We start from the raw sequence: 21,870 nt of genomic DNA, 5'->3' as shown, positions 1-21,870 counted from the left end.
CCTACATGAGCACCGGACTTTAAAGGTGAACGCCTCTTTCGATGTCGAATCAGCTTTCTTAATTACTTCGTGATCAAAAGACGACTTTTTGAACTATCTCTTCAACTATACGAAAGTGCGCATAGTGCAACTATCGAATTAACTTTCAGCTACCTTACTTTCTTGTAAGGTTGGGACGACAGCAGACAAGACAATACGCACGGTTGTCCCCTCGCCCACTTCTGATTCCATTTCCACCCCATGATGGAGCCGCCCGCAAATTTCTTTCACCAAATATAGCCCCATCCCGGTGGACTCAGGGTATTTGCGCCCGTTTTCGCCCGTAAAATATGGCTTGAACACGCGGCGAATATCTTCGGCAGGAATCCCGATTCCATAATCCTGCACTTCCAGTATGGCATGTGCTCCGCGTTCATACGCACGAATAGTGACCTTGTTGCTTTTCCCTGCTGAATAACGAACGGCATTCGTCAACAATTGGTTGAGGACAAAAGCGAGCCACTTGTCGTCCGATTCCACTCGCCAGTTTTCATCCACTTTTACCTCTGGATACACTTGGTTGCGAATAAACAGCCGCTTATTTTCAGCCAACACATTCTGCACCAAGGAACGCAGCGTTACGGGCTCGATCAGGAAGTCCTGTTCAAATCGGTCCAGGCGAGCTATGTACAGTACCGTTTCCAGTCCACGCTTGATTCGGTCCACTTCTTCACGGACGCTCTCAGCTGTTGGATCGTCTTCATTTTGCAGCAACAGATGAATGACCGAAATCGGCGTCTTCATCTGATGAACCCACTGCTGGATAAAGGTCGTATGATCCCGTTGCTTGTTTTCATAGGCATGGAGCTGTTCTTTGTAGAGTCGGTACTGCTCCTGACTGATGTCATCCATCGCGCGACACAACGGTGAATTCCCGTATGTCTGGGTCAGCTCTTCTAATGACTCTACCGGCTTGCTCAGTCGCTGATAGATTGTGCGGTGAGACAAGTAACGAATGGCGAGAAAAGCCCCCGCGAAAAAAACAGATAAAAACATGACATAGATCATCAATGATTCATTCCAGTACCCATCCATCGCAAAAATCATAATCAATAAGATCAATTGGACGAGAAAAAACGCTGCGAATGGCCATTGATCTCGAAGGAACAGCTTCATTGCCCCTCCTCCCAAGTCGCACGCAAGCGATAACCGGAACCGCGAACAGTCTCGACAGCTCCCTCTAGGCCTAAGTCCTTCAGCTTGCCGCGCACGCGTGTGATGTAGACATTTAGCGTGTTTTCATCGACAAACTGTTCATCCCACAGCTTTTCTAGCAAACGCTCACGACTGACGACACGCGGATGTTGATTCATCAAGGCTTCGAGCAGTAACGCTTCCTTTTTGCTCAGCTCGATTTTGGTATCGTTCATGGACAGCTCCATTCGCTCCAAAAATAGCTTGAGCCCCGCCACTTCAACCGTACGCTCCCCTTCTTGCGGAGCATATTGTCCGTAAGCCCGACGCAGTTGACTGCGGATTTTGGCCAAAACCACGTCGTAGTCGAACGGCTTTGTGATATAGTCATCGGCCCCATTCTCCAAGGCCATCACTTGGTCCATTTTACTTTCTCGTGCAGAGATGAACAGGATCGGGCAGTTGGACTCCTGGCGCATTTGCCGGCACCAATAAAATCCGTCAAATTTCGGTAGATTCACATCCAACAGAACCAGATCAGGGCGCGATTGGGTAAATACCTCCATGACTCTATCGAAATGTTCAACATTGACTGTCTGGAATCCGTATTTTTCCAGTTGCTCTTGCAGCAGCTGGTTGATTTTCGGGTCGTCTTCTACAATCATAATTGTGGACATCACTCATACTCCTCTCGTCTTGAGTCTCCTCCATTTTATTCTTTACTATACCATTAGAAAACGAGACTACGCCAAGTCTTTAGCGTTTCTTGTGTTTAGAAGTCGAATGAAAAAAAGACTTGTACGTTGCTGTAGTGGAGGGGAGGAAACAGGAAAAAACGCTCAGCTTCTAGGGCCACCCCCCAGGGGATTGACTGCACGACTCCATGCAAAAAGCGAAACCGCGTCCAAAGTGGTCCTTTCAGGATGTGTTTCAGAGGTGGACGCTTAAGGGCGTGTTTCGCTTTTTGCATTGCGTCTCGGTCGGTGTCCCTAAGATCTTCGCTTATTTCTCCTGTTTCCTCTACGAGCTTTCCGTGTTAATCGGTTTTTAAATACCTTAAAAGAATGTAAGAATGCCGTCAGTAACGACAGAGAAGAATATTTCCAGGCGTAGCAACTTGTGGAGTCCTACCGAACGGAGAAGGGATTCGCGGGCAAAAGAAACGCAACCGTGCCCTCGCGACGAAGCGGCTACCACTTTTGCGTTTCCCCGCGAATCCCTTCGGAGCGAACAGTCTCATCCCCCAGAGGGACAAAGCCTGGGGCCTAGCCTGGAAATATTCTTCTCTCCACTACAGCCACATAGCAAAAAAGGAAGGACTGTTGTCCCCCCTTTATGCTTGAGCATCCATCAATTGCTGGAGCTTCTTGATCCCGCGGAAGTGCAGGATTTTCACCGAAGCCTCTGTCTTGCCCAAGATTTCCGCGATCTCATTCATTCGCAAATCTCCGAGATAGCGCAGAGCGATCACATTGCGCTGATCCTTTGTCAGCGTGTGCACCTTATCCCATAAACCCTCGGTTGTCTCCTGATTCAAAAGGCACTCCTCCGGCAGCTTATCTGTTGCGACCATATTGCTAAATGTGTCCTGATCCACCGGACTCTCCCGCTTCTTGCGCATGTAGTCAATCAACGCATTATGCGCAATTCGGAAAATCCAGGCACCAAAAGGATGGCGGCCATCGTACTGTTCAAGCTTGGAGTACACCTTAATAAACACAGTCGTTGTCAGGTCTTCCACATCCCAGATGTTTTTTACCCGGTAGCGGAAATAGCGATATATTTTAGCAGAGTAATCTTCGTAAATTTGTTGGTGACTTAATTTTGGATACATGATTGCTGTCGTCATAATCGATCTCCCGTTTCGTGATCCGTATGAATTGATTTCATTGTACGGTCGAAACGAAGCAGGAACCATCGAGTTATATTTCAGGAAGATTACACTTTTGTAAGGTACTTATGGGCTCGTTGTAAGCTCGCACAAGTAGGTACGGAAGAGGTTTCATTTCGGTTACAACTTTCAAAAGAAATCTTTAAAAATTTCTTAAGGAATTTTTTAAGTTGTCTTTAAAACCGTTTTTGCGTGTCATTTCAAAGCAGTTTTCCTGCTACATGGTGTGTCTGCTTAGTAGCACTTTCACACTTTGAATTCACTTTCAAGCAATTTTTAAAAAACTGCGCAGGAGAAGCGCATTTCCAGTCCAAGCGCCTCTGGAGCCCACCCCAGCTTCGGAATAAATGGCGGGGAATTTCAGCTTCACTTATGAAACCCTTCATTGAAATTTCTACGTTTGAAGCGCTCCCGCCATTTATTCCGAAGCGGACAGTCAATCCCCCAGCAGGGCGTAGGCCGAAGCGTAGACTGGAAATGCGCTTCTCCCCCACTACGGTTTCTTAATAAAAAAAAGCCCCCGAAAAATTCGAGGGCACTTGCATTTAAATCAATCCAAGACGTTGGAAAATCGTATCTACATGCTTCAAGTGGTAACGGTAGTCAAAGCACTCATCCAGCTCTTCCTTGGATAGTGTAGAGCTGACAGTCGCATCCTCATCGACAATCGCACGGAAGGAGCGTTGCTCTTCCCACGCCTGCATCGCACGAGGCTGTACCGTGTCATAGGCTTGCTCGCGGCTCATGCCTTTTTCAATCAGCTTGAGCATCACTTGCTGCGAGTAGATCAATCCAAAGGTACGGTCCATATTGCGCTTCATGTTCTCTGGGAACACCGTCAAGTTTTTCACGATGTTCATGAAACGGCGCAGCATGTAGTTCAATGCTTGCGTCGCATCTGGCAAAATCACGCGCTCCGCAGAGGAGTGGGAAATATCCCGCTCATGCCAGAGGGAAACATTTTCATAGGAAGTGAGCATGTGACCACGGATGACACGAGCCAGTCCGCAAATATTTTCGCTTCCGATTGGGTTGCGCTTGTGTGGCATTGCCGAAGAACCTTTTTGACCTTTGGCAAATGCTTCTTCCACCTCGCGCATTTCGCTCTTTTGCAGACCGCGAATTTCTGTTGCGAATTTCTCCAAAGAAGTTGCGATTAGTGCCAATGTCGCCATGTACTCGGCGTGGCGATCACGCTGCAAGGTTTGGGTAGAGATAGGTGCTGCAGACAGCCCCAGCTTCTCGCATACATACGCTTCCACGAACGGATCGATGTTTGCGTATGTTCCAACTGCGCCAGAGATTTTGCCGTACGCCACTTCTTTTTTCGCAGCCTGAAAACGCGCCAGGTTGCGCTTCATTTCTTCATGCCACAGGGCCAGCTTCAAGCCAAAAGTCGTAGGCTCCGCATGCACACCATGCGTTCTGCCCATGCAAACCGTATCCTTGTGCTCTCGAGCTTTGTCTGCCAAAATCTCGATGAAGTCTTCGATATCCTTCTCCAAAATCTCATTAGCCTGACGCAGCAGGTATGACAGCGCAGTATCCACCACATCGGTAGAAGTCAGTCCGTAATGCACCCACTTCTTTTCTTCGCCCAAGGTTTCCGATACCGCACGGGTAAACGCCACCACATCATGGCGTGTCTCCTCTTCGATCTCATAGATTCTGTTAATGTCAAAAGTAGCTTTATCCCACAGCTTTTTCACGTCTTCCTCAGGAATGACGCCCAGCTTGGACCATGCTTCACACGCGAGAATTTCTACTTCCAGCCACGCTTTGAATTTGTTTTCTTCCGTCCAAATGGCGCGCATTTCCGGTCGGGAATAACGTTCGATCATGATAATACCTCCGATGTATTCGTCCAGATTTTCAGCTCATCAATCAGGGTGAGCGCTTCTTCTACAGTAGGGGCGAGCACGTTGATATGCCCCATTTTTCGCTTGGCCTTACTCTCTGCTTTTCCGTACAAATGGAGCTTGGCTGTGCGCGGTAGCTTGTCGATCTGATCGATGACAGGCTGTAGATGCTCTCCCAAAATATTAACCATCACGACGCTCGAGAGCAACTCTGTAGATCCCAAAGGCAAATTGCAAACCGCCCGAACATGCTGCTCAAACTGCGAGGTCACACAAGCATCCATGGTAAAATGCCCGGAGTTGTGCGGTCGCGGCGCCAATTCATTGACATACAGCTGACCATCTTCAGTCAAAAAAAGCTCAACTGCAATGAGCCCGACCACATCCAGCTTTTCTACAATCGTGCGAGCAATTTCTTCCGCGCGAGCGGCTACTTCAGCCGAAATACGAGCTGGAACAATGCTCAGGTGCAGGATGTTTTCCTGATGAATATTTTCTGACACAGGAAAAACAGCCAGTTCTCCCGCAGGATTGCGTGCAGCAATCACAGACAGCTCCATTTGGAATGGTACAAATTGTTCCACGATCAGCTCTGTACCTGCTCTGGACAACGTTTCATACGCCTCCGCCAGCTCTGCCTCACTTCTCAATACCCATTGTCCTTTTCCGTCATAGCCACCAGTTGCTGTCTTCATGACAGCAGGCAGCCCCAATTCACGCACGGCGTTCTGCAAATCTCCCAAGCTATTCACGACACAAAACGGAGCAACCGGGATTCCGATCTCGCGAATAGCGGTCTTTTCCCGAATTCGGTTTTGGGTGATACGCAAAAGTCGGCTTCCCTGCGGTACATAAGCGCGGCTCTCCAACACTTCAGCCACCTGCGCATCGACATTTTCAAATTCATAAGAGATGACATCACTGACCGAGGCAAGCTGCATCGCTGCTTCTACGTCATCGTAGCTGGCGACAATTTGCCGATCAGCTGTTTGGCCGCATGGTGCGTCTGCTGTCGGGTCCATTGTGACAAAGCGGTAGCCCATAGCTCGTCCCGCAAGAGCAATCATCCGTCCAAGCTGTCCTCCGCCGAGTATTCCTAAGGTCGATCCTGGTTTGATTTGCTTACGGTCTTTGGTTGTCATTCGAGTTCACTAGCCTCCAGCACCTTATTGCGTACATCATCACGTCTTTGCACGAACCGCTCTTGTACGTCTGGATATTTGATCCCCAAAATTTGCGCAGCCAATAACCCTGCATTGATGGCTCCAGCTTTTCCGATCGCAACTGTCGCCACAGGCACGCCCCCTGGCATTTGCACAATCGACAAAAGCGAGTCAAGACCATTCAAGTTGGATGATTTTACCGGTACGCCAATGACAGGCAACTCTGTCTTGGCAGCCACCATTCCTGGCAAATGAGCTGCCCCGCCCGCACCCGCAATAATGACTTCCAAGCCGCGACTTTTAGCAGTCTCGGCATACGTAAACATCAAGTCTGGCGTTCTGTGTGCAGACACGACCTTCTTTTCATACGGTACCTGCAATTCGTCTAAAATTGCGCAAGCTTCCTTCATTGTTTCCCAGTCTGACGTACTGCCCATAATGACTCCTACCAAAGGCTGTAGCATGAACCATTCGCCCCCTACGTTTTGTAACATCAGAAGAAAACCCAACCGACTAACGGCTTTTCGCACCGCTCTCATCGCCTGGGCTATTCGAACTCGTTTTCACTCAACGTATTCAGTGTAGCAGGGAGAAAGTTTGCCTGTCAACCTCGTTTCCGAACATTTAAAAATGATGGGTCAAAAATTATTCGTGTTTGCCTTTTTCTACCCAATTGTTTGCCGCTTCGGCTTTCTCTAGCTGGACCTGAAGCCAATAATCCAAATAGGGACTGGCATCCGCCCCGGCAGCTGCAGTCAATAACGCTGTGATTTGCTCCCCATTCGCCTGCTTGTATTGATGATCCCGTACATATTGACGCAACATCTGATGCAGTCGTTCGACTCCCCATTTTTCCTTCAAGTTCCACCACATGGCACCCGCTCGTCCGTAGACGAGGTCATTGTAGCTCCTCCAGTCTGGAAAAGCATCCACGGACGACTTTGCAGTGACTCCTTGGTTCGCATATCCTTCCGCTGCACGTGCTTGGCCTTGCCGCATCTGAATATACGCCTGTGAGCGTACAGGGGACTTTTGCTGCAAAAATGCCATCGTCGCATAATCCGTCAGTCCCTCATCCAGCCAAGCCTCTCGCACCTCGTCGTTTCCAACCAACCCGTAAAACCATTGATGTGCCGTTTCATGCGCTACGACCGCTTCCCCCATGGCATCGCTACGGTCAAAATACTCCTGGGCAATAAAGACAAGACTCGGGTATTCCATTCCGCCAAAGAAGCCGCCTGTCTTGACAACATCGTATTCCTTATATGGATACACCCCGAACTGTTTTCCGTAATAGTCGAGGGACTCTCTGGCAGTCTCATGTATTCGTTTTACGTTTTGCGGGTCATCGCTTTTCTGCACCCATGTACGTACGATGGTTTCTCCGACCTTGCCAGATATGGGTTGGTACGTATCGTCCATGACGACAAGAGCAAAATCCCGAACGTTCCATGCGTCCACCTCATAGATCTTTTGCCGTTGCGGTCTCGTCTCGGTGATGACAGCCACGCTCTCCAATCCGCTCGTAGCAAGCTGGTACCCCTCTGATAACTGCACACGCAAATGATAATTTGCCACATCCGAGTAAAAAGGATCGCCAATCGCGGAATAAGGATCAAGCCGCCAGCCTCCTGCATCCTTGACCGCCAGAATCGGCAGCCAGTTCCCCAGCCACATCGCATGATCATGGTAAGACATTCGCCCGTTGTTATAAGGAACCTCGAGCTGAAAATTCATCTCTACCACCGTCTCGACAGACGATGTTCTTCCAGGGAGAGGCACTTGTAAAAGCGTATTCGCCTTTCCCGCATACTGTACGCCAACACTTTTTCCGTTTACCCGTACAGCGCTTATCTTGATACCACCAGGCTCACGCTGTTTGCCCAGCAAAAACTCCCAGTTCTCTCCACTGAGAGCGGCATTCGCTGAAAAAGCATTGGGGTATAAATGAAAAAAAGCTTGGTCATCTGTTGGGACAAAACGAGCCGTCAGCATGCCTTTCACCACGTGGTTGTTCATATCGATCTGAACATCGGCCTTGTAAGTGATTGCAGCCTGACTGTGAACAATCGGCACAATCTCGTGAGCATCTAAGCCAGCCTTCCCTGTCCAAGGCCGGACGGTCAAGAATACAGTCAAAACGACTCCTACTGCCACGATGACCACCCAATGCTTCCGCCACATCGTGATCCCCTGCCTTCGATTACTTCTTCTGGTGCTTGAGACGTTGGCGCTCCAGCCAAGCTGCTGCCTGTTCCTGCTGGGACATGTCTACTTTCAACCAATAATCCAAGAAAGCGCCCGCATCTTCTCCCGCCATCTCAGATAAAAATGCTTCCCATTCCTTTCCGGTCACCACCTGATAACGGTACTTCTCGACGTACTGCTTCAACACGTCATGTACCCTTTCTTCTCCCCAGGCTCCCTGCAACAGCCACAGCATCGAGGACGGACGGGAATAAACGAGATCGCTATAACTCTGATTATCAGGAAATGCAGACAGCGCTTGCCAAGAGCGCAGTTCCTCTGCCACGTAATACTGAACAGAGGTACCCTGCTCCAGCCGTCTGCGCACCCGTTCCGCTCCCACCAGCGGGTCTTGCTGAGATAAATACGAGAGCGTCACGTACTCCGTGAATCCCTCATCCAGCCATGCTTCCTTTACCTGATTATTTCCGAGCAAGCCGTAAAACCACTGGTGTGCCGTCTCATGGACAACCGTGACGATACCTGTTTCTTCACCAGAAAGGAAATGACGCCCGTCCAGAAAAACCAATGCCGGATACTCCATCCCGTTAATCGCGCCACCAGTCCTTACCACATCGAATTCGGTATATGGATAGGCACCCAATTGATGATGAAAATAGGCGAGAGACTTCGCTGCTGCTTCATGAATCTGTTCAGCAGATGCCGGATCATCTGTTTTCCGCCACCATGTTCGAACGATTGTTTCGCCCACTTTCGTTTCCGTTCGCTGATAAGAGGCATCCATAACAACGAGGGCAAAATCCCTCACGTTTTCTGCACCGAGCTGTATCGTCTTTTCTCCCTCACCAGTAGAAACCTGTTTCGCAGCCTTGTCTGGCGCTGTGCTCGCCAGTTGATAGTCTTTTGGCAGCGTCACGTTTACCTCATAATCTGCGTTCTCACTGTAGAATGGATCACCGACAGGCTCGTACGAATCGAGATGCCATCCTTCCTTGTCGTACACCGCAAGAACCGGGAGCCAGTTCCCCAGCCAGATTGATTGGTCATCGTACGACATCCTGCCGTCGTTTCGCGGAAGAGTCATCTCGAACTCCATCACAATCTTTCGTAGCCCCGCCTGTCCTTCTAGCGGTACTTCGAGTATGTTCAGGTCTTTCGTCTTTTTGCCGACAACCGCGACACCATCGACCATTAGCTTTTTATTAGTGTATGTTCCAAGCGTTGGGCCATTGCCTAAAAGTTCCTCCCATAGCATGCCTTGATGCTCTTCTGTAAATACATTCGGGTAAAGATGGAGATAGGCACGAGAAGGGTCTTTTGGCCAAAAGGTAATCGTTACGGTTCCTGCCACTTCTTTCTTGATTGGATCAATTCGCACATCAGCCTGATAGAGCGGTTTACGCGTAAGCGCAGTACCCTCCTCAGCATTTACAGGCAACATCCACGTCAAAAACAATAAGCTACCACCAACCATTGAGACCCATTTCTTCACGCCATCTCCCCCTTTTCTCTACTGTACAAAAAATGGAAGAGAAAGACTATCTTTCCTCTTTACCCTGACAGCTTGTCGGACAGCCACTTTTCAACCAACTCCAAAGGAACCGGCTGTTCCGTTCCCTCTCGCATATCTCGGACGACGACCTGCCCGCTGTTCACTTCGTTTTCCCCGTAGATCAGTGCAAAAGCAAAGCCTTCCTTGTTTGCATAATCAAGTGCTTTTTTCAGCCGTCTACCTGTCAGCTCCAGCTCGACTCTAATATCGCTATCGCGCAATCGATTGGCCAGACCAAGACTGGATGCTTCTGTCCCGAGGGGAATGACGAGCACATCGGCAGCTTTTTGTTCTTCCGTGTTGCGATTTGCCAGCGCTGCAAGAATGACATCCAATCCAAACGAAATCCCTACAGCGGGATACTCTCTTCCATCATCCAAAAGCCGACCGATGATCTGATCGTAACGTCCCCCACTGCCGATACTAGACGTTATACTTCCATCCTGCAAAAAGATCTCATACACAATTCCTGTGTAGATCCCCAAGCCTCTTGCCAGAAATGGCGAGAAACGAAGCTCCCCGTCCACACCCGCTCCTGTTACATAGGCAAGCATTTCACGGAGCTCCCGAATCCCTTCCTGAACTAGCGGGGATGTAAAGCGCTCTGTCAACAGATCCAGAGTAATCACCCCTTCTTGCAGGAAAGAGGTAATCGCCAAAACGAGTGACTCCTCGACGTTTCTTTCCCGCAAGTCATCACGCACTCCGTCCACGCCGATTTTCTCGAGCTTATCCAGCGACAGCATGACATCCCCGGCCCGCTCTACGGGAACTCCCAGCTCCTGAAGCACCCCAGATAACAACTTGCGGTTGTTGACCTCAATGTACACGTCGAGCCCCAACCGCTTGAATGCCTCAAACGCCATACTGAGCAATTCTGCTTCAGCCAGCACCGATGTTGTTCCCACGATATCGACATCGCATTGAATAAATTCGCGCAAACGTCCGGTTTTTACTGGACCGTCCCGAAATACTTTTCCGATCTCATACCGCTTGAACGGCATTCGCATCTCAGGATTCATCCCCACTACCTTCGTCAACGGAACGGTTAAGTCATAGCGCAGACCGAGCTCTCTATCTCCTTGGTCGCTCAAGCGATACACTTCCTTCAAGATCTCATCCCCGCCGCCGTACTTGGATGCCAGCAATTCATAGTGCTGCAGCATAGGCGTTTCCAATGGTTTGCAGCCGTATGCCTCGAATACAGCCTCAAGCGTCCTTCGTATCCAGTTTCGTTGCATTTGCTCCTGCGGCATGAAATCTTTTGTCCCTTTTACCGTTTTTAATGCTTCGTTTTCCATGAGGAACATCCTTTCTTTTATCAGATAGAGAAAATCAAAAAAGCCATGCAAGGCAACTTCCTGCCCGCATGGCTTCCTAAATACACCACCGCAGGCACGAAGCACAAGAAGCGCTTGCACCTGCGGAAAAATTTCCGAAGATACAAACGCTCTACGTGTGGTGATGCTGTTGAAGGAACATGTTAAGACCTTTCATGGGAATCGGTCCATCCTTCCGTGAAAAAAGATTTTTCCTATCATAGCGCAAAAAAAGCTCCCCGTCCAGTAGACGAAGAGCCTCATTCCCAAATAATCCTATTCGCGCAACCAGATAAAGTACGCCAGGAAGACGAAGAACAGCACATACATCGCGGGATGCACTTCGCGAGCCTTGCCCTTCATTACCTTCATCACCGGATAAACGATGAAGCCTGTCGCAATACCTGTTGCAATACTGTAAGTCAATGGCATCAACAAAATCGTCAGGAACGCAGGGAACGCTTCATCCAGGTCATCCCATGCCACTTTTGCGATGTGAGAAGCCATCAGAACACCGACGATAATGAGCGCTGGTGCCGTAACCGCAGGTGTGACAATCGCAAGAAGCGGTGAGAAGAACAACGCCAGCAGGAACATAATACCTGTGACAACTGCGGTAAATCCAGAGCGCCCGCCTGCCGCTACCCCTGCTGTCGACTCAACGTAAGCTGTAGTGGTAGATGTACCGAGTACCGCACCTGCCATACCTGCAATTGCATCGGATGCGAGTGCTTTTCCTGGACGTGGCAAGTTGCCGTCTTCGCGGAGCAATCCAGCTTGGCTCGCTACACCCAAGAGCGTACCTGTGGCATCGAAAAAGTCTACAAACAAGAATGTCAACACAACAATCAGCATGTTCACGGTGAACAAAGCGGATGGATTACCGAGATATTCGAACGCAGCACCGAATGTAGGAGCAAGGCTAGGTGGTGCAGAAACGACTTGCTCAGGCAAATTCACCAGTCCGAAAAACATCCCGGTAATCGCCGTAATCAACATCCCGATAAAGATACCTGCATTGACTTTGCGAGAAAGCAGAATGACCGTCACGATCAGACCAAACACAGCAAGCAATGCATTTTTCGCTGCCAAAATTGCTTCCGGCTTCATTCCCTCGTGATAGAAGGTCAGATGTCCCAGTGCTACGAAGGTGGCATCATTGGCTACGATGATACCTGCGTTTTTCAAACCGATAAACGCGATAAAAAGTCCAATCCCTGCCGAAACTGCGTACTTCAAGCTTTTTGGAATCGCTTTGATGATCGCTTCACGAACCCCTGTCAGGGACAGAATCAAAAAGATCGTACAAGAAAGGAATACGCCAGCCAAAGCCTGTTGCCAAGGAATTTGCATCGTCAGAACGACGGTATAAGTAAAAAATGCGTTCAATCCCATTCCCGGAGCTTGACCGATCGGCAAACGTCCAAAAATACCCATTAACAGTGTACCGAGAGCAGCAGCCAAAGCCGTTGCGGTAAAGACAGCCCCAAATGCAGGATAGTTTGCTTTCAAATCTGGCGGCAGATCCGCACCACTGAGAATGAATGGATTGACAGCCAAAATATATGCCATTGCCAAAAAAGTAGTGATACCCGCGATGATTTCGCGTCGGTAATTGGTGCCTAGCTTGTCAAATTCGAAATACTTCCGCACCTATAAGTCCCCCCATACTAATCTTGTTGCAAAAAATAGTCTAACTGTTTTTTGCCGACCGTAAACGAAAAACGTCGAGCGTTTTTCACAAAAAAAAGGCCCGGACGCTCTTATCATGCGCCTGGCCGTCAAACAAAACACTTCGGGAATAATTCCAAATATAATAACAAAATCAGATCCCGATGACATTTTGTTCGTAGCCATGTCGTTAACGGCGACCATGTAGAAACTCTTGAGCCATATTCTCAAGAATATACGAACCTTCCTATATTACCTGCTCACATTGAGAAGTGTATCAGGTGACATAGGGAATGTCAACGAAAATACGAACATTCATTTTTAAAAAGAGTTTAATATCCGGATATTTCCCTGGAAGGCCTGTGTTATACTTCATAACTAGATGGAGGAGATCCAAAATGAGCTATATGGATGCTTGGGAGAAAATAATAGCGGAGCAGGAACGAGAACGTGACCGGCTTCGAGTCAATCGAATCACCGTACAGGTCGACGATAAGAAAAAGAGCAAGCACAACGTTCATCAAAAGGAAAAAGTCATCGAATATGGCTTTGTGGAACGTGATTTGTATGATGAGAATTTAATTGGGAGGTTTGAACTCTATTTCGCTGATCGTGACACTCTTCTCCAGCAAGATCGGTTTGGAGATGAATTTGCTTTTGGTGAGCTTATAGATGAACATGCAGTTGCAACGGCAATCTTCTCCTATTTAGCGGAGCACTATTCTCAGTTTTTGGAGGAAACTCCCTTCGCTATTAGCTACAACCCTATTGCAGAAGCTTGGATTATTGAAGGAACGCTTCCTCCGGGATGGCTAGGCGGGGTCATTTATATTGCTCTTGCAAAAGAAAATGGAAAGCTTCTCATGATGTATGGAACGAAATAATTCTTGATCATAAAAAAACTCTCTTTTATTCGCAAATCACGCAAATAAAAGAGAGTCATTTTTTGTTCCTATTCCCACTCAATCGTTGCTGGTGGTTTGGACGTTACATCATACACAATGCGGTTTACATTGTCTACTTCATTCACGATACGCACAGAGATTTTCTCCAATACATCCCACGGAATGCGTGCCCAGTCAGCAGTCATACCATCAATGGACGTTACCGCACGAATCCCTACGGTGTAAGAATACGTACGAACGTCTCCCATTACACCTACGGTCGTCATGTTTGGCAAAGCCGTGAAGTACTGCCAAATTTCCCGATCAAGACCTGCCTTGGCAATCTCCTCACGCAAGATCGCATCGGATTCACGAACGATCTTCAGTTTTTCTTCCGTCACTTCACCCAAAACACGAATGCCGAGGCCTGGTCCTGGGAATGGCTGACGCCAAACAATCTCATCTGGCAAGCCCAACTCGGTACCCAGTTTGCGTACTTCGTCTTTGAACAATGCTTTCAATGGTTCAATCAACGTGAACTTCATGTCTTCTGGCAAACCGCCTACGTTGTGGTGCGATTTGATCGTTTGTGCAGTCGCTGTTCCGCTCTCTACGATATCGGTGTACAGCGTACCTTGTGCCAAGAAGTCCATATCTGTCAGCTTCGCTGCTTCCTCATCGAATACATAAATGAACTCGTTACCGATGATTTTGCGCTTTTGCTCTGGGTCAGATACACCTTTGAGCTTGCTCATAAAACGCTCGCGAGCATCGATCTTGATCACTTTCATGGAGAATTTCTCACCGAATGTCTCCATTACCCCTTCTGCTTCCCCTTGGCGCAGAAGACCGTGGTCAACGAACATGCATGTCAATTGATCGCCAATCGCTCTGTGAATCAGCGCTGCTACTACGGAAGAATCCACACCGCCGCTCAACGCACACAGTACTTGCTTGTTGCCGACTGTTTCACGAATGCGAACCAGCTCGTCCTCGATGAACGTCGTCATGCTCCAAGTCGCTTCACATCCACAAATGTTGAACAGGAAGTTTCCAATGAACTCAGTTCCTTTTTGGGTATGAACGACTTCTGGATGGAACTGTACGCCGTACAGCTGGCGCTCAAGGTTGCTGATCGCAGCTACCGGGCAGCTGTCGCTTACCGCATCAATGACAAATCCGGTTGGGAGCTCCACTACTTTGTCAGAGTGGCTCATCCACACGATTTCGCTTGTATCCCATTTGTCGTACAAGCTGTGTTTTTGCTGCATACGCAATTCAGCTTTTCCGTACTCGCGTTTACCCGCACGTTCTACTTTTCCGCCCGTCAAATGGCTCATCAACTGCATCCCGTAGCAAATACCCAATACAGGCAAGCCTAGATCAAAAATCGCCGGGTCTACAGTTGGTGCTCCCTCTTCGTATACGCTAGCAGGTCCGCCAGAGAAAATAATCCCTTTTGGATTCATCTCTTTAATCTTTTCAACAGGTGTATTGAACGGTATCAGTTCACTGTAAACACCCAGATCGCGGACACGGCGCGCGATCAACTGATTATACTGGCCTCCGAAATCGAGTACGACGACCATTTCCATTGACTTGTCCATCATATCCCCCTTCTCCTGTCACATACAGGACGTGCAAGTGTCGGCATGCCATGCGAAGTTGTCGCATATTTGCAAAAAAGCCGGGACTGCTATCTCCGATAAACAATACGGAGGCAACGTCCCAGCTTGTGTACACATGTGCGGTTTGCATGTACAAAAATCCGATGTGCTCTCCTCGTAGTCGCCAAATTTACGGTCTAGCGGTAGAAACTTTCAGGCCCTATTCCTGATCATTATACGAGTCTCATTGATCGTCATTCTAGCAGATGGAACGGCATTGTTCAAGGCTTCAATTGACGGATTAACCGTTCGAGTATTTGCTCTGCTATTGTTCTCGCATTTTGTTCCATTTGTTTGTAGCCATACACGGTACGTTCATACAGCTCCGTCAAATAGCGCAGGTCTTGTCGCTTGTCTGCCGGCAGGGTCATCCTGCCCACGTACTCCCGCAACGTTTCTCCTGGCTGTCTGCGCGTGTAGACTCGCTCCATCATCCGCATCAGCAGATGGTACCGATCCGGGAACTCACTGCTTCGCTCTTGATTTAGCTGCCTACGCATCCACCATAGCTGGATGTCTTGTCTGCGACGCCACGCGACAATTCCTGCCACGACAGCAACTACTGCCAATCCCGCGTTTACTTGCCATGGAATTTTAATCCCACTACCTGCTAGGTTGTCTCCCTCTTCCAGCTCATTGAAACGTCCATTTCCACGATCGATGTCCGTTTGATTCGCCATGTTTGGCAATGGAACAGGGATCTCCGGCTTTGACGTGACCAGATCATAATTAAACCGAACAGGTGACATGAATGTACTCGTCGCTTCAAAAGGAACCCAACCAATCCCCGGGAAGTATACCTCTACCCACGAGTGAGCATCCCTGTTGCGCACTTCTACAGTCTCGTAGTTAAACGCATCCGTTCCCACTCGTTCACCTGGTGCGAAGCCCTTGACCCAACGTGTCGGGATGTCCAGGGTTCTAAGCATAACGGCCATCGAAGTGGAAAAATGGTCACAGTACCCTCGAAGGCTGTCAAACAGGAAGTGATCGACAAAATCCTGACCTTCAGCAGCGACTGGAACGTCTTTCGTTTCATACTTATATTTTCCACTTGAGCGCAAGTAATTCTCGATCGCTCTCACTTTGTCATATGGAGTCTTCGCATCCTTGGTAATCGTTGCAGCGAGCTCTCTTACTCGCGGAGGCACCGAAGCTGGCACCTGCAAATAGCGCTCTTTGATATCATCCGGATAGTTCGTTCCCGCATTCGTCACGGCCTTTTCACTGACTATCGGTACTTCTGCCTCGACCTTGTATTGATTCAGTTTGAGCAAAAGCGGATTGGGGCCGTACTCTGGCCGGCCGTTTTTCTCACTCAGCTGAACCAAGTTGATCTTTCCTGCCCGTACTTCGAGTTGCTGATTCATTTTGTCATAAACAACGGTTGCCTCTGGTGGAGCGTAGTTGCTCACCTTTTTCAGCTGACCTTGATAAAAGACAGTCGGAAATTGCTGCGGGCCTTTAAATTCTAAAGTAGCTTGAATCTTCTTCGTTTCAAGTCCTTGGAACAAGGTATTCTCCCATGTATAGGTTTGCGGGTCCAGGATTGACTCATACTCTCTATCGCCCTTTTCCCAGCCAACTCCCGTATACACGTCCTTGGAGTCACCGCGCCAATAGCTACGCTCGTTCGTCTTTGCAATAAACACGAGTGTGTTATCTTGCAGGAAAGGGCCGCCCAACCGTTCATCGTTGTTGTCGTATCCTACTTTTTTCATCACGCCAACAGGAGTATCGTTTCCTTTCCCTGTTAAAAGGGCGATCGGATCAGGCCATGACGGTCCTGACTTTGGTGCAGCATAACCGATGCCTATGCAAGCCATAATGACCAACACCGAAGCCAGGAGCGAGTTGAGCATCATTCGGCTTCTCTTCCCTGCCAGAGTTGCGATGTTCGTCATCTTCATCAGATGGCTAATGGCCAGCATCAGGAAACCAATAATCAGCGTCCGTACAACCCCTGCACTGGCATCATACGGGAGAAACGTATCCAGCACAGCCAAATACAGTTCCGTCAAAAAGACAAACCATAAACCTTGCCGTTGTTCCAGCACGAGGTACGTTAACATCGTCGCTAACAACACCAGGATGAGATCAAACATCGTATTCCGCGACAAGATCGACATGCTGGCCCAATCCTGTTGAAACGCTAACGGAAGATCATGGATCATCTGCCCGTATAATTCGCCAATCCATTCCGAGTCAAAAAACGGTTTGTCAAATAAAGTAGCATGCAAAAGCACCATTAGCCCCAGGGCCTTGATCGGCAAGGTTAACCACCGATAAGGGACCAACAAGTCAATGATAATGACTCCACCCACAATCGCATAAAACGGCCACAGAACGCCCGTATCCGTTAATGTCTGTAGAGGAATCAGCCACTCTCTTAACATCAGGAACAGAAAAAGGGCCAAGACCCATTCCCAAATCGTTGGACGCTTCCAAACGCTCATGAGTCTATGCACCTCCAATCCGTTTCCACTCTTGATCATCCATGTGGATAGACGTACATGTTACTTTGTTTGCGCCAAGCAACTGCAACGCTTGCTTTTGTTCATGCGAAATCATTGACTCGTTCTGCATGAGAAACAACTGCACCCGTCTGCCTTTTTGAGCGAGTGTGATCAAACGACTGATCAACGTTTTTTCTACATGCGGTGTAATAATAATCAAAGTAACACCTTGGGACTGCTCCAATGCTTCTCTTCCCACAATTCTTGCAAATAACTCTTGTCCTTCTGGTGCGACACGAGCTAACTGATCAAAAACTCTGAGGAAATGGGCATGGGACAAACCTGGTGGTATCGATATGCGATCTGCTTGCTTGTACACGAGGCCATAATGGTATTGATTCCGATTGGCATAAGCGATCAGACTCGCGGCTAGCTTTACCGCTGTTTCGAACAAGTGCACAGGCTTCCCATGGTAGCTCGCCTTCTCCACATCGAGGAAAAAGACAGCCTGATTCATCGCCTGATGCTCAAATTCCTTCGTTTTCAAACCCGTCCCCCGTGCGGAAGCTCGCCAATGAATTTGGCTCAACCGATCGCCCCGATGATAGTCTCTTACGCCGCGTACTGCTGCTACGTCGTCAGAGTGTCGATGGGAAACATGCACCGTCCCACTGAAGCTACCGTCACCCAGGGCCCAATGGGTCAACTCTTTGTATTTTGGATAAACGAGAAACTCCTGCGAAATCGAATAAACCTTGCGGCGCTCAAAAAATCCAAAAAAATCCCCGCCGCTCACTACACATTCATCGAGACGATAGTATCCCCGTGGTACATTGGGTATGACATAGCGAAACTCGACTTCCCTTTTGAACCACGGGAATATCAGTTGTCGATGCGGCTCATACACGCCAGCCAGCCTCGCCGGCAATGGCTCCATAACCATATTCCAGCCGAGTGGAAACCAAATTCTCCGACGCAGGCGTATCGTTACAATGACATCTTCCCCATCTTGTAGACGGTTGCGATCTAGTTCACGCTCGACTTCTAGCTTCGTGAACATGAGTACATAAGCGACAATTTCATACAGGAAAAACACCAAACTACTATAGAAAAGAAACCAGCTTGAGAAGCCACCTTGAAATTTTGCGAATACAAAAGTGACCAGGACTAATGCAATCGCCTTGAGCTTACCCCACCTTTGCTGTCTCATCTGCAATCACCGCCTTAGCTTACCGGGACACGGGTCTCAGACAAGATCATAGCCAACACCCGATCGACGGTTGCTCCTTCCAGTCTTGCTTCTGGTTTCACAATCATACGGTGTGCAAACACTACTGGAACGAGTTCCTTTACGTCATCTGGAATGACATAGTCACGTCCACGAACGAAGGCCAACGCCTGAACAGCCCGGAAAAGAGCAAGAGAACCGCGCGGGCTCACGCCTAGATAAATATGATGATGCTCACGCGTACGATGACATAGACGCACGATGTATTCTTTTATACCTTCCGATACTTTGACCGTCGATACCTCACGTTGAAGCTCCGCAAGCTCGGCAGTAGTCATAACCGGCTGAAGCTCTTCCAATGGATTCGCTGCCGAGAATCTGGACAGCATCCGCATTTCTTCCTCTACCGTTGGATATCCCAAGCTTACTTGCATGAAGAATCGGTCTAATTGAGCTTCAGGTAATGGGAAGGTCCCTTCATACTCTAATGGGTTTTGCGTAGCCATCACAAAAAACGGCTCTGCTAATCGATACGTAGCACCATCGATTGTCACCGAGCGCTCTTCCATGGCTTCCAAGAGTGCGGATTGTGTTTTCGGTGAAGTCCGGTTGATTTCGTCTGCAAGAATGACATTTGCAAAAATCGGCCCTTGACGGAACTCAAACTCCAGACTTTTTTGATTAAAGATAGCAACCCCTGTCACATCCGTTGGCAACAAATCTGGGGTAAATTGAATACGTTTAAAGTCACCGCTGATTGATTTGGACAATGCACGTACCATCATGGTCTTCCCAACGCCTGGTACATCTTCGAGCAAAACGTGACCATTCGCAAGAACAGCCGCTACCATGAGCTCAATTACAGAGCGTTTCCCAATCAGTACTTTTTCTATATTATCGATTAAACTGACTATTGCAGGATTTACTTGTTCCAATTTGATAGGGTTCATGTTGATACAACTCCTGTTCCATGATATTCTTCCGCAGGTTTGTAACAGCTGTTCCTCCATGCTTTCAGTGTAATTCTAAAGTAATGGATGCAAATAGGAGATACAAGGGAAAAATGCTTAAAATTTGCAAAAATACACAAGTCATTATAAAAAAAAGAGTAGGATCTATTCCTACTCTTCGGTTTCATATGATATATGGCGTGCCCTGAGAGATTCGAACTCCCGACCTTTTGATTCGTAGTCAAACGCTCTATCCAGCTGAGCTAAGGGCACAAATAAATGGAGCGGACGAAGGGTCTCGAACCCTCGACCTTCGCCTTGGCAAGGCGACGCTCTACCAATTGAGCTACGTCCGCATGTTACATCTTATGAGGTTTGTACTGAGGGCAAAGCTTTCTGTCATAGTATGGTGCGGGTGAAGGGACTTGAACCCCCACGGTTGCCCGCCAGAACCTAAATCTGGTGCGTCTGCCATTCCGCCACACCCGCATTTTACTTAGAACAGAAAAGGCATTACTGTTACTATCACGCAGCTTTGCTTCTTCAGCTAAAAAACTGGTGAGCCATGAAGGACTCGAACCTTCGACCCTCTGATTAAAAGTCAGATGCTCTACCAACTGAGCTAATGGCTCGCAAATGGCTGGGGTACTAGGATTTGAACCTAGGAATGACGGAGTCAAAGTCCGTTGCCTTACCGCTTGGCTATACCCCAATGGTGGTGCCGGCAATAGGACTTGAACCCACAACCCCCTGATTACAAGTCAGGTGCTCTACCAATTGAGCTATACCGGCGTTGTTGAATTTAATTAATGGTGGCTCGGGACGGAATCGAACCGCCGACACGAGGATTTTCAGTCCTCTGCTCTACCGACTGAGCTACCGAGCCATTTGTGATTGATCTTCGCCATTCTTCAAGAAAAATGGCGGAGCTGACGGGACTCGAACCCGCGACCTCCGGTGTGACAGACCGGCGTGAACTCCAACTTCACCACAGCTCCATATTTGGTTGCGGGAGCAGGATTTGAACCTGCGACCTTCGGGTTATGAGCCCGACGAGCTACCGAGCTGCTCCATCCCGCGATAGTCAGGACTACTGAGTGTCAGTGTTGCCACAGGACGTGACGCTTTTAACTGACCTTCTTTGCCCTTTGATATTAATGGTGGAGGCTGACGGGATCGAACCGCCGACCCTCTGCTTGTAAGGCAGATGCTCTCCCAGCTGAGCTAAGCCTCCAGGATCCCTGCTAACGCAGAGCATTTTGCTAGGTGACCCGTAGGGGATTCGAACCCCTGAATGACAGCGTGAAAGGCTGCTGTGTTAAACCGCTTCACCAACGGGCCAGGATTATGAAGTATGGTGCGGTCGGCGAGACTCGAACTCGCACGGGTCGCCCCGCCACCCCCTCAAGATGGTGTGTCTGCCAATTCCACCACGACCGCAATTAATATGGTAGCGGCGGAGGGAATCGAACCCCCGACCTTTCGGGTATGAACCGAACGCTCTAACCAGCTGAGCTACACCGCCATGAAGCTATGAGATTAAAACATATGGCGGAGAGTGAGGGATTCGAACCCTCGCTACGCTTGCGCATACTAACGGTTTAGCAAACCGTCCCCTTCGGCCTCTTGGGTAACTCTCCGTATATATGGCTCCTCGGGACGGACTCGAACCGCCGACCGATCGGTTAACAGCCGATTGCTCTACCAACTGAGCTACCGAGGAACGTTGAAGGATTTATTCCTTCAAAACTGAATACGCATGATTGCTAAGAGTGTGTGGATAAGTCCTCGACCGATTAGTATTCGTCAGCTCCACGCGTTACCGCGCTTCCACACCGAACCTATCAAC

The 21,870-nt window shown here is 48.8% G+C and carries 15 protein-coding genes, 15 tRNA genes, 1 rRNA gene and 2 riboswitches (1 of these 33 cut by a window edge); of the genes, 1 reads left to right on the top strand and 30 read right to left on the bottom strand.

Annotation, left to right across the window (positions count from 1 at the left end; genetic code table 11):
• Positions 1-138 precede the first annotated feature (138 nt).
• The 10 genes from FO446_RS03180 to FO446_RS03135 all read right to left on the bottom strand — a co-directional run bounded on the left by FO446_RS03180 (position 139) and on the right by FO446_RS03135 (position 12,818).
• The gene (locus FO446_RS03180) at positions 139-1,155 is read right to left on the bottom strand and encodes a sensor histidine kinase (RefSeq protein WP_232774435.1); all 1,017 of its coding nucleotides are present in this window, start codon (positions 1,153-1,155) and stop codon (positions 139-141) included.
• Positions 1,152-1,850, bottom strand: a complete 699-nt coding sequence (locus tag FO446_RS03175; RefSeq protein WP_173610735.1) for a response regulator transcription factor — start codon at positions 1,848-1,850, stop codon at positions 1,152-1,154. Before FO446_RS03175 ends, FO446_RS03180 begins: the two co-directional genes overlap by 4 nt.
• 656 nt (positions 1,851-2,506) lie before the next feature.
• Positions 2,507-3,022: a sigma-70 family RNA polymerase sigma factor gene (locus FO446_RS03170; protein ID WP_173610736.1), complete on the bottom strand. Its 516-nt coding sequence runs from the start codon at positions 3,020-3,022 to the stop codon at positions 2,507-2,509.
• 587 nt (positions 3,023-3,609) lie between these two features.
• On the bottom strand, positions 3,610-4,905 hold the full coding sequence (gene purB / locus FO446_RS03165; RefSeq protein WP_173610737.1) for an adenylosuccinate lyase: 1,296 nt from the start codon (positions 4,903-4,905) through the stop codon (positions 3,610-3,612).
• Entirely contained in the window at positions 4,902-6,065 is a 1,164-nt protein-coding gene (purK, locus tag FO446_RS03160) for a 5-(carboxyamino)imidazole ribonucleotide synthase (protein ID WP_173610738.1), read from the bottom strand. Before purK ends, purB begins: the two co-directional genes overlap by 4 nt.
• The gene (purE, locus tag FO446_RS03155) at positions 6,062-6,550 is read right to left on the bottom strand and encodes a 5-(carboxyamino)imidazole ribonucleotide mutase (RefSeq protein WP_012684280.1); all 489 of its coding nucleotides are present in this window, start codon (positions 6,548-6,550) and stop codon (positions 6,062-6,064) included. The genes purK and purE overlap by 4 nt, the downstream gene beginning before the upstream one ends.
• A 181-nt stretch (positions 6,551-6,731) precedes the next feature.
• Positions 6,732-8,270 carry a M1 family metallopeptidase gene (locus FO446_RS03150; RefSeq protein ID WP_232774433.1) on the bottom strand — a complete coding sequence of 513 codons (1,539 nt, stop codon included), beginning with the start codon at positions 8,268-8,270 and terminating at the stop codon, positions 6,732-6,734.
• A 19-nt stretch (positions 8,271-8,289) separates the two neighbouring features.
• Positions 8,290-9,786, bottom strand: coding sequence for a M1 family metallopeptidase (locus FO446_RS03145; protein WP_221866751.1), 1,497 nt, complete (start codon positions 9,784-9,786; stop codon positions 8,290-8,292).
• Between the two features lie 59 nt (positions 9,787-9,845).
• Positions 9,846-11,147, bottom strand: a complete 1,302-nt coding sequence (locus FO446_RS03140; protein ID WP_173610741.1) for a histidine--tRNA ligase — start codon at positions 11,145-11,147, stop codon at positions 9,846-9,848.
• A gap of 294 nt (positions 11,148-11,441) precedes the next feature.
• Positions 11,442-12,818, bottom strand: coding sequence for an NCS2 family permease (locus tag FO446_RS03135; protein WP_199928850.1), 1,377 nt, complete (start codon positions 12,816-12,818; stop codon positions 11,442-11,444).
• Positions 12,819-12,995: 177 nt separating this feature from the next.
• Positions 12,996-13,097, bottom strand: a riboswitch (purine riboswitch).
• Positions 13,098-13,234: 137 nt separating this feature from the next.
• Between FO446_RS03135 and FO446_RS03130 the strand changes: the two genes are divergently transcribed.
• Positions 13,235-13,720: an NTF2 fold immunity protein gene (locus FO446_RS03130; protein WP_237899880.1), complete on the top strand. Its 486-nt coding sequence runs from the start codon at positions 13,235-13,237 to the stop codon at positions 13,718-13,720.
• 68 nt (positions 13,721-13,788) lie between these two features.
• Here the strand turns inward: FO446_RS03130 and guaA are convergent, their stop codons facing one another.
• The 20 genes from guaA to FO446_RS03030 all read right to left on the bottom strand — a co-directional run.
• Positions 13,789-15,327 carry a glutamine-hydrolyzing GMP synthase gene (guaA, locus tag FO446_RS03125; RefSeq protein ID WP_237901040.1) on the bottom strand — a complete coding sequence of 513 codons (1,539 nt, stop codon included), beginning with the start codon at positions 15,325-15,327 and terminating at the stop codon, positions 13,789-13,791.
• Positions 15,328-15,485: 158 nt separating this feature from the next.
• Positions 15,486-15,588, bottom strand: a riboswitch (purine riboswitch).
• A 20-nt stretch (positions 15,589-15,608) separates the two neighbouring features.
• Entirely contained in the window at positions 15,609-17,843 is a 2,235-nt protein-coding gene (locus FO446_RS03120) for a transglutaminase TgpA family protein (RefSeq protein WP_237899878.1), read from the bottom strand.
• A gap of 4 nt (positions 17,844-17,847) precedes the next feature.
• A complete protein-coding gene (locus FO446_RS03115) occupies positions 17,848-19,053 on the bottom strand; it encodes a DUF58 domain-containing protein (protein ID WP_237899876.1) in 1,206 nt (401 codons plus the stop codon).
• 14 nt (positions 19,054-19,067) lie between these two features.
• The gene (locus FO446_RS03110; protein ID WP_173610746.1) at positions 19,068-20,021 is read right to left on the bottom strand and encodes an AAA family ATPase; all 954 of its coding nucleotides are present in this window, start codon (positions 20,019-20,021) and stop codon (positions 19,068-19,070) included.
• A gap of 196 nt (positions 20,022-20,217) precedes the next feature.
• Positions 20,218-20,294: transfer RNA gene (locus FO446_RS03105), tRNA-Arg, on the bottom strand.
• Between the two features lie 7 nt (positions 20,295-20,301).
• Positions 20,302-20,377 (bottom strand) — tRNA-Gly (locus FO446_RS03100).
• A 51-nt stretch (positions 20,378-20,428) separates the two neighbouring features.
• Positions 20,429-20,510: transfer RNA gene (locus FO446_RS03095), tRNA-Leu, on the bottom strand.
• 67 nt (positions 20,511-20,577) lie between these two features.
• Positions 20,578-20,653, bottom strand: a tRNA-Lys gene (locus FO446_RS03090).
• Between the two features lie 5 nt (positions 20,654-20,658).
• Positions 20,659-20,733, bottom strand: a tRNA-Gln gene (locus FO446_RS03085).
• Positions 20,734-20,737: 4 nt separating this feature from the next.
• Positions 20,738-20,813 (bottom strand) — tRNA-Thr (locus FO446_RS03080).
• An 18-nt stretch (positions 20,814-20,831) separates the two neighbouring features.
• Positions 20,832-20,907: transfer RNA gene (locus FO446_RS03075), tRNA-Phe, on the bottom strand.
• 35 nt (positions 20,908-20,942) lie between these two features.
• Positions 20,943-21,019, bottom strand: a tRNA-Asp gene (locus FO446_RS03070).
• Positions 21,020-21,024: 5 nt separating this feature from the next.
• A tRNA-Met gene (locus tag FO446_RS03065) sits at positions 21,025-21,101 on the bottom strand.
• A 78-nt stretch (positions 21,102-21,179) separates the two neighbouring features.
• Positions 21,180-21,255: transfer RNA gene (locus tag FO446_RS03060), tRNA-Val, on the bottom strand.
• Positions 21,256-21,288: 33 nt separating this feature from the next.
• Positions 21,289-21,362 (bottom strand) — tRNA-Glu (locus tag FO446_RS03055).
• Between the two features lie 14 nt (positions 21,363-21,376).
• A tRNA-Leu gene (locus FO446_RS03050) sits at positions 21,377-21,461 on the bottom strand.
• 8 nt (positions 21,462-21,469) lie between these two features.
• A tRNA-Met gene (locus FO446_RS03045) sits at positions 21,470-21,546 on the bottom strand.
• A gap of 24 nt (positions 21,547-21,570) precedes the next feature.
• Positions 21,571-21,661 (bottom strand) — tRNA-Ser (locus FO446_RS03040).
• A 7-nt stretch (positions 21,662-21,668) separates the two neighbouring features.
• Positions 21,669-21,744: transfer RNA gene (locus tag FO446_RS03035), tRNA-Asn, on the bottom strand.
• A 53-nt stretch (positions 21,745-21,797) separates the two neighbouring features.
• Positions 21,798-21,870 (bottom strand): 23S ribosomal RNA (locus tag FO446_RS03030); it runs 2,856 nt beyond the window's last position.

The organism is Brevibacillus brevis, assembly GCF_022026395.1.
GTDB lineage: Bacteria > Bacillota > Bacilli > Brevibacillales > Brevibacillaceae > Brevibacillus.
Note: the sequence above shows the minus strand (reverse complement) of the source record. Positions and strands in the feature narration are given on the sequence as shown.